The following is a 7,934-nucleotide window of genomic DNA, read 5'->3' on the forward strand; positions in this document are numbered from 1 at the left end:
ACGAAAACGGCGGGCCAACAGCCCGCCGTTTTTGTTTGACCCGGCTCTCGCCAAGTCATTGCGAGGAGCTAGCGACAAAATTGCAAAGCAATTTTGCGCTGATGCGACGAAGCAATCCGGGCTGCGGCTCGTACTGGCGATTGCCCGACCGATGTCCGCTTCTATTCCAACAGCAAGAGAGCGGACGGTGCCCGACTTCCGAGATGGGCCATGTGCGGACTCATGCATGCCTGTTTTTGTCACCGCATGGACCTATGTGGTTGGTACCGCGGAAAGGCGAAACGAGCGCGCCCACCCGGTTTCGTCGTCCCTCACGAATTTCGTTCCTGAGGAACTCCTTGTTATTGCGCCAGTTCGGGCGTCAAGGCATAGTTCCGTCAGGCCCGCGGCACGGGGTGCTGACGGGTCGCGCTGGAGACAAGCGCATGAGCGAAGAGTCGCATACTGCGCGGCGGCTCGCCGCAATCCTTGCCGCGGATGTGGTGGGATATTCGCGCCTCATGGGCGCCGACGAGGAAGGCACGCTGGCCGCGCTCAAAGGCCATCGCAAGGAACTCATCGATCCCCTGATCGCACAGCATCAGGGCCGCATCGTAAAGACGACGGGGGACGGCCTTCTCATCGAATTTGCATCCATCGTCGATGCGGTGCGCTTTGCGGTGGTGATGCAGCAGGGCATGAAAGATCGCAACGCAAACCTCGACGACAGCCATTGCATCCGCTTTCGCGTAGGCATCAATGTCGGCGACGTGATAGTCGAAGACGGCGACATCTTCGGAGACGGCGTCAATGTCGCGGCGCGGCTGGAGACGCTCGCTGAGCCCGGCGAGATCTGCGTCAGCGCCACGGTGCGCGAACACGTCGGTGAGAAGCTTCCCATCGGGTTCGCCGACCTGGGCGAGCACAGCGTCAAGAACATCGCGCGACCGGTCCATGTCTATCGGATCGAGACGCGCTCCGAGCCCAAGACGGCCTCCTCAGGCAATGCGGCCTCCTCAGGCAATCCGGGGCCTGCGATGCTCGCACTTCCTGATCGGCCTTCAATCGCCGTGCTGCCATTCGCCAACATGAGCGGCGATGCCGAGCAAGACTATTTCTGCGACGGCATGGTCGAGGACATCATTACCGGCCTTTCGCGCCTCAAGTGGATGTTCGTCATCGCGCGCAATTCGAGCTTCGTCTACAAGGGAAAATCCGTGGACGTGAAGCAGGTGGGGCGCGATCTGGGCGTGCGCTACGTCCTTGAGGGGAGCGTGCGCAAGGCGTCGAACCGCGTGCGCGTCACTGGTCAGGTGGTCGAGGCCGAGACGGGCCGGCACGTCTGGGCGGAGCGTTACGACCGCACCCTTGATGACATCTTTGCGCTCCAGGACGACTACGACAAGTGTGGTCGCTGCCATCGAGCCAAGTCTCCGCCAAGCGGAGGTCGAACGTGTCAAGCGAAAGCGGCCCGACAACCTCGATGCCTACGATCTGCTGCTCCGCGCCATCCCCGACGTCTATCCGGCCATGCCGGGTCGCGCCGCGAAGGCGCTGCCGTTGCTTGAAAGCGCGCTCAACCTCGAGCCGGACTACGCTGCCGCGCACGGCTTTGCCGCATGGTGCCACGAAATCCTTTTCGTACGCGGCGGCGCGCACGAAGATAACCGGCTCGGCGCCGCGAGCCATGCCCACGCGGCCATTGCCAATGGACGCGACGACGCCACCGCGCTGGCGCTCGGAGGCTTCGCCCTCGGCCTCGTCGCGCACGACCGCGAAGCCGCGTCTCGAGCGTTCGAGGTGGCGCTGGCGCTGAGCCCGTCATGCTCGCTCGCCTACGGCTTCGGCAGCGTGGTGATGGCCACGGGCGGCGATGCGGATCGGGGCATTGAATGGGGCGAGCAAGCGCTCCGTCTGAGCCCGTTCGACCCCATGAGCTTCGGCCCGCTATTCGCCATCGCGTTCGGCCATTTCCAGCGCGCAGAGTATGAGGAGGCCGCGGAGGCGGCGCGCAGGTGCTTCCAGGCCAACCCCAACTGGAGCTACGCGCACATGCTGCTGGCGGCGACACACGCGAAGCTTGGGCGGGTCGACGCCGCCCGCGCGGCCGCGGCGCGCGTTCTGGAGCTGGAGCCGGGCTATACCATCAGTGGCATGCGCGCCGCCGCCGGCTTCCATCCTTCGATCGCCGAGCCCTTGGCGGAAGCGCTTCGTGTGGCCGGCCTGCCGGAATAGAAGCGCGCAACGAGGCCGTTCCGGTGTCACAAGGCGACATTGAAACGAATGCGGGACCGACGTGGATGGTCATCCTTGCTGTCTCAGTTGGTGCAATCTAATCGTGACTCCTCCCCTGTGGAGGTCATCCACAGCGCGGCCGCAAGAGCGGGCTTCGTAAAGTAGATGGGACGAGCAATCACCGGGTAGAGCTTGGCTGGGCGAACCATGTCGGCCAAGAAGTACACGAACGGTAGTTGGGGGAACGCACCGTTCGGCGGACATGTAGCTATTTTTGAGGGTTTTGTTAAACTGACGCGCTAGCCGGGTACGCATGGGCGGGGTCGAGATGTCCCAACCAGCTTCCATTGCCGAATGGTTGACGGCCATAGGGATGCCCGAATACGCGACGCGGTTCGCCGATCACGACATCGACCTCTCCGTCCTCTGCCATCTCACAGATCGCGACCTGAAGGAGCTCGGCGTCTCGCTCGGTCACCGGCGCAAGCTGCTGGCGAACATTGCCGAACTGCCGGTCACGTCGAGCGCCCGTCCGAAGACGATGGCGCCAGCGTCGCGCGACGACGCCCAGCGCCGTCATCTGTCCATCATGTTCTGCGATCTCGTCGGATCGACAGCGCTGTCGACCAGGCTGGACGTCGAGGATCTGCGTGCCGTCGTCGCCGCTTATCACCGGTGCTGCGCGGAGATCATCGAACGCGAAGGTGGCTTCATCGCCAAATACATGGGCGACGGCGTGCTGGCCTATTTCGGTTATCCGCAGGCGAGCGAGCACGATGCCGAGCGCGCGGTCCAGGCCGGCCTTGCCTTGGTTGAGGCCGTACCGGGTCTCGAGACCCCCGCCAACGCGCCGCTCGGGGTCCGGGTCGGGATCGCCACCGGCCTGGTGGTCGTCGGCGACCTGCTCGGCACTGGCGCGGCGCAGGAGCAGGCGGTCGTCGGCGAGACCCCGAACCTCGCCGCCAGGCTGCAGGCGCTGGCCAAGCCGGGCACTGTGGTGATCGCGCCCGGCACTCGCGAGCTGACCGGCGGGCTATTCGAATACCGTGATCTCGGCACGGTCGCGCTCAAGGGATTCGACCGCGACATGCGAGCCTGGCAGGTGCTGAGCAGCGACGCGGCCGAAAGCCGCTTCGAGGCACTGCGTGCCGCCAGTACGCCGCTTGTCGGCCGCGACGACGAGACCGCGCTGCTCCTGAACCGGTGGGAGCAGGCGAAAGCGGGAGAGGGCCGCGTTGTGCTGCTGTCGGGAGAGGCCGGCGTCGGCAAGTCGCGCATGACGCAGGTACTACTTGAATGCTCCGCCCAGGAGCCGCATGCGCGATTGCGCTACTTCTGCTCCCCGCATCATCAGGACAGCGCGCTCCACCCGCTGATAGCGCAGTTGAATCATGCGGCCGGCATCCGCCGGACCGACACCGACGGCGAACGCCTCGCCAAGCTCGAAGACATCATCGCGGAGGCGACCGACCGGATCGCCGAGACCGCTCCGCTCTTGGCCGATCTCTTGGGCATCCCCATCGGCGACCGCTATCCGCCGCTCGACCTGACGCCCGCAGCGCGTAGGGCGAAGACTCTCGAAGCGCCGCTGACGCTGGCCGAGGGACTTGCCGCGCGGCGGCCCGTGCTCATGATATTCGAGGACGCTCACTGGAGCGATCCGACCACGCGCGCGCTGCTCGACATCCTCGTCGACCGGCTCGCGGTCCTGCGGGTCCTCCTCGTCATCACGTTCCGCCCGGAATTCGTTCCGGCATGGCGCGACCGCACTCACGTGGATCTGCTCAGCCTCGGCCGGCTGGCGCCCGACCAGTGCGTTGCGATCATATCCCACCTCACAGGCGGTAGGCTGCTGCCACGAGAGATCGCCGGCCAGATCCTGGACCGCACCGACGGCGTTCCGTTGTTCGTCGAGGAACTGACCAAGACCGTTCTCAAGAGCGGCTTGGTCAGGAAGGCCGGCAACGCCTATATCGCGACTGCCCTGATCGGGCGGACGGCGATTCCGGAGACGCTGCTCGCCTCTCTGCTCGCCCGTCTCGACCGAATGCCGGAGACGCGCGATCTCGCCCAACTGGGCGCGGCGCTCGGCCGGCAATTCTCCTATGAGCTGATCGCCGCCGTCTCGGAACTGCCGCCAGCGCTGCTAGAGCGCTCGCTGGAGCGGCTCGAGAGCGCCGAATTAATCTTCCGGCGCGGCGCGCCGCCCGACGCCGAATACACTTTCAAGCATGCGCTGGTGCAGGACGCCGCCTACGCCACGATGCTGCGCGACCGGCGTCAGCGGTTGCATGGGCGCATCGCCGCGGTGCTCGAAACTGACTTCCCGGAAGTCCCGAAGCGGCAGCCGGAGACGCTGGCCCGTCATTGCGCCGAAGCGGGCCAGACCGAGAAGGCGGCGGAGCTCTACATCGCGGCCTCGGGCCGTGCCACCGCGGCCAGTAACAATGTCGAGGCGGCGGCGCACCTCAAACGCGCGCTCGCACTCGTCGCGACGCTTCCGCCGCGCGCTCCGCGAACCGTGGAGCTCAGGAACCGCATCATGGTCGGCGGATGGTGGTGGTCCGCCTGAATCCGATGAACCGGAGAGGAGAAGGGAAATGATCGAGAGCTTCGACGGAAAAACGGCTTTCGTCACCGGCGCCGCCAGTGGCATCGGCCTCGCCTTGGCCCGCGCCCTTGCCTCGAAGGGCGTGAAGGTAATGCTCGCCGACATCGAGGAAGGCGCGCTCGACGCGGCCCTGCGCGACCTCAGGGATTCCGGAGCAAATGCACGGGCCGTCGCCTGCGACGTGTCCGACCCCATCTCCGTGATGAAGGCGGCGGATGAGACTTTCGCCGCGTTCGGCAAGGTCCACGTCGTCTGCAACAACGCCGGCGCCGGTATCGGCGGTCCCATCGAGGCCATCGTCGAGACGGACTGGAATTGGCTCACGGCCGTCAACCTCATGGGCTCGGTCCATGGCATCCAGGCGTTCCTGCCACACATCAAGGCGCATGGCGAAGGGGGGCACATCGTGAACACCGCCTCCTTGGCTGGCCTGCTTGCTCAACCCGGCACGGGCCCGCACAATGCGACCAAAGCCGGCGTGATCTCCGTGACGGAGACCCTCGCGGCCGAGCTAGCCGGCACCAAGATCGGGGTCAGCGTGCTGTGTACGGCATTCGTGCAAACCCGCATCGCCACCAGTGTCCGCAACCGGCCATCGCGTTTCGGCGGACCGTCCGACGAGCCGGCCAACCCTCAGATGGCTATCCTTGTCGCCGCCGGAATCGATCCGGCCTTCGTGGCCGAGCGCGTGTTGGCCGGGATCGCGGATAACGACCTCTACATCCTGACGCATCCGGAATTGCGCGACGTCATCGCCGGCCGCTTCGACCGGATCCTGGCCGCGTTCGACAAGGCGGCGCTGTTCGAAACCGCGCCTCCGGAGGCAATCGCCGCGCGCGCCTAATCACCAGCAAATCTCAACACAGGAGGCGACTATGAGTTTTTCCGGAGCATTTACCGACTTGAACGCCAGGTTTACCGAGACCGTCAACGGCCATGACCCCCATCGCTGGGCGGCCCTGTTTTCCGAAGATGCCGTTCTCATTCCCGCCGGAGAACCGAGCGTGACCGGACGCGCGGGCATCGAGACATGGGCCGAGGGCGCGATGAAGATCTGGAACCACCTCGAGATTCACGACGGAGGAAGCTGCTCGACCGAAGGAGACGTGGTTTGGGAGCAGGGCACCTGGACCGGCAACATCAACGTGCCCGACGCGAAGGAGACGATGGACATCAGCGGCAACTTCCTGCTCGTTGCCGAGAAGGAAGGCTCCGCCCTGCGCATCAAGGCGCATACCTGGAGCGTCAACCCGCCCAACTGACTCGCCTCAAAACGAGCGCGCAGAACAGCATCGGTCCTGGATCCTGCGCAGATCTTGGACCGATGCAGGCGCTCGCCCGCTTCGAGGGTTTATGTTCAGTGCAGATCTGCGAACGGGCTCTCCTGGAAGCCCTACGGTTTTTCCGATGTCCGTTCAGGGTCTTGGTTGCGTGAAAACGCTTCAGTGCGGGGTGACGCGGCCGTGAACGGCCCCTGTGAGGGCCAGCTAACGCCAAAGTGGCATATTTTCCGGCAAGGTGGCGGAAGCCGGTCCATTGGCTTGCCTTGGTCACTGTGATCGATCGATAAAGGTTGGCGGCACGCGCACGACAGCGCTCCTGCCTCATGCCTGCATCGCCGCGATCAGCGCACCGACACCCATGATGTTCATTGCGCGTGTGAGATTGTAGGCGAGCACGTGCAGCGCCATCTCGGCGGCGACCTTCGGCAACCGCTTCGTCAGGAAGTGCGTCGCGCCCATGCGCATCTTCAGTGTGCCAAACGGATGCTCGACCGTCTCGCGACGGCGACGCATCGCCTGGGGATCGGCGTCGAGCCGCCTCTGGGCATCCTCCATGACGTGTTCATGTTCCCAACGGGAGATGACGCGGTTCTTGGCCGTGGTGCAGCGCGCCTTAAGCGGGCAGCTTCCACAAGCTTTCGTGGCGTAGCGCCGAATGGTGCGTTCGCCATCCACTGTTGTAAGCCAATACGCCAGCAACTGGCCCGCCGGGCAGCGATATACATCCTGCTTGGCCAGGTATGCGAAGTCGTGCTTGCCGAACTTGCCCTTCGCCTCCATGCCCGTCGTATTCGGTTTCGGCAGTGTCACAGCGATATCGGCGTCGGCGCAGGCTTTGATCTCCTCGCCTGTGTAGTAGCCGCGATCGGCCACGGCCTCGAGCTTGTCGACGCCGAGCACGGCCTTGGCCTGTTTACCCATGTTGGCGAGTTGTGCACGATCCGAGCCGCTATTCGTCACCTCGTGCGCGATGATGAGGTGGTGCTCGGTATCGACGGCAACCTGCACATTGTAGCCGACGACACCGGAGCCGCGGCCACTCGTGGCCATGGACCGACTGTCGGGATCGGTCAGCGAGATCTGCTGGTCCGGTGATGCCAGCATTGCCTGTTCGCAGGCTTCGAGCTTCTGCATCTCGCTCGCGAGCTTGGTGAGCTTCTCCTTCAGATGCGCCGTCTTCGCGGCGAGAGTCTCAGATGGCTCCTGCAGATCTGCGGTGTCCAGCTGCGCGAGATAGCGCGATACGCTCTCCTCCAGCTGCTGGCGACGGCGCTCGACCTTGCCCTTCGTGAAGTTCTTGTCACGCGTGTTGACCGCCTTGAACTTCGAGCCGTCGATGGCGACGCTCGCCTTCGTCAACAAGCCCATCTGCCGGCAAAGTTCGACGAACTTCGCGCACACCTTCTTGATGGCGGGGCCGTTGTCGCGGCGAAAGTCGGCGATCGTCTTGTCGTCGGGCGAAAGCCGCTGCAACAGCCAAATCACCTCAAGATTGCGCCTCGCCTCGCGCTCGAGCCGGCGGCTCGACTGGATGCGGTTGAGATAGCCGTAGATGTAGAGCTTGAGCAGCGGCGCAGGGTGATAACCGGGCCGGCCGGTTGCCGCAGGCTCGACGTCCTTGAAGCCCAGCTCTGCCAGATCGAGCGCTTCGACCAAGGCATCGACCGCGCGAACCGGATTACTCTCATCGACCCAGTCGTCGAGGCATTCGGGCAACAGCGTCGATTGCGCTCGGTCCGCCCCTTCAATGAACCGATTCATTGATCGTCTCCAAAAACCCCCAGACGATCTCTATCTGACTCGTCGTTTTCACGCAGCCAGGGTCA

6 protein-coding genes are annotated in these 7,934 nt (G+C 64.5%); 5 read left to right on the forward strand and 1 reads right to left on the reverse strand.

Features of this window, described 5'->3' with window-relative positions:
• Window positions 1–35 precede the first annotated feature (35 nt).
• From AOQ71_RS50395 to AOQ71_RS27110, 5 genes are all read left to right on the forward strand, one after another.
• Window positions 36–1,547, forward strand: coding sequence for an adenylate/guanylate cyclase domain-containing protein (locus tag AOQ71_RS50395; protein WP_430648656.1), 1,512 nt, complete (start codon window positions 36–38; stop codon window positions 1,545–1,547).
• Window positions 1,540–2,214: a tetratricopeptide repeat protein gene (locus AOQ71_RS50020; RefSeq protein ID WP_347336714.1), complete on the forward strand. Its 675-nt coding sequence runs from the start codon at window positions 1,540–1,542 to the stop codon at window positions 2,212–2,214. Before AOQ71_RS50395 ends, AOQ71_RS50020 begins: the two co-directional genes overlap by 8 nt.
• Before the next feature lie 328 nt (window positions 2,215–2,542).
• Window positions 2,543–4,786 carry an AAA family ATPase gene (locus tag AOQ71_RS27100; RefSeq protein WP_162268409.1) on the forward strand — a complete coding sequence of 748 codons (2,244 nt, stop codon included), beginning with the start codon at window positions 2,543–2,545 and terminating at the stop codon, window positions 4,784–4,786.
• Window positions 4,787–4,814: 28 nt separating this feature from the next.
• Complete coding sequence (locus tag AOQ71_RS27105) at window positions 4,815–5,669, forward strand: SDR family NAD(P)-dependent oxidoreductase (protein WP_057753134.1); 855 nt, start codon at window positions 4,815–4,817, stop codon at window positions 5,667–5,669.
• 31 nt (window positions 5,670–5,700) lie between these two features.
• Window positions 5,701–6,087 (forward strand): YybH family protein, encoded by a 387-nt coding sequence (locus tag AOQ71_RS27110; protein ID WP_057753135.1) that lies wholly within the window; start codon window positions 5,701–5,703, stop codon window positions 6,085–6,087.
• Window positions 6,088–6,429: 342 nt separating this feature from the next.
• Here AOQ71_RS27110 and AOQ71_RS27115 read toward each other — a convergent pair whose 3' ends face one another.
• On the reverse strand, window positions 6,430–7,869 hold the full coding sequence (locus AOQ71_RS27115) for an IS1182 family transposase (protein ID WP_057743882.1): 1,440 nt from the start codon (window positions 7,867–7,869) through the stop codon (window positions 6,430–6,432).
• Window positions 7,870–7,934: the final 65 nt, after the last annotated feature.

The organism is Bradyrhizobium manausense, from assembly GCF_001440035.1.
GTDB lineage: Bacteria > Pseudomonadota > Alphaproteobacteria > Rhizobiales > Xanthobacteraceae > Bradyrhizobium > Bradyrhizobium manausense.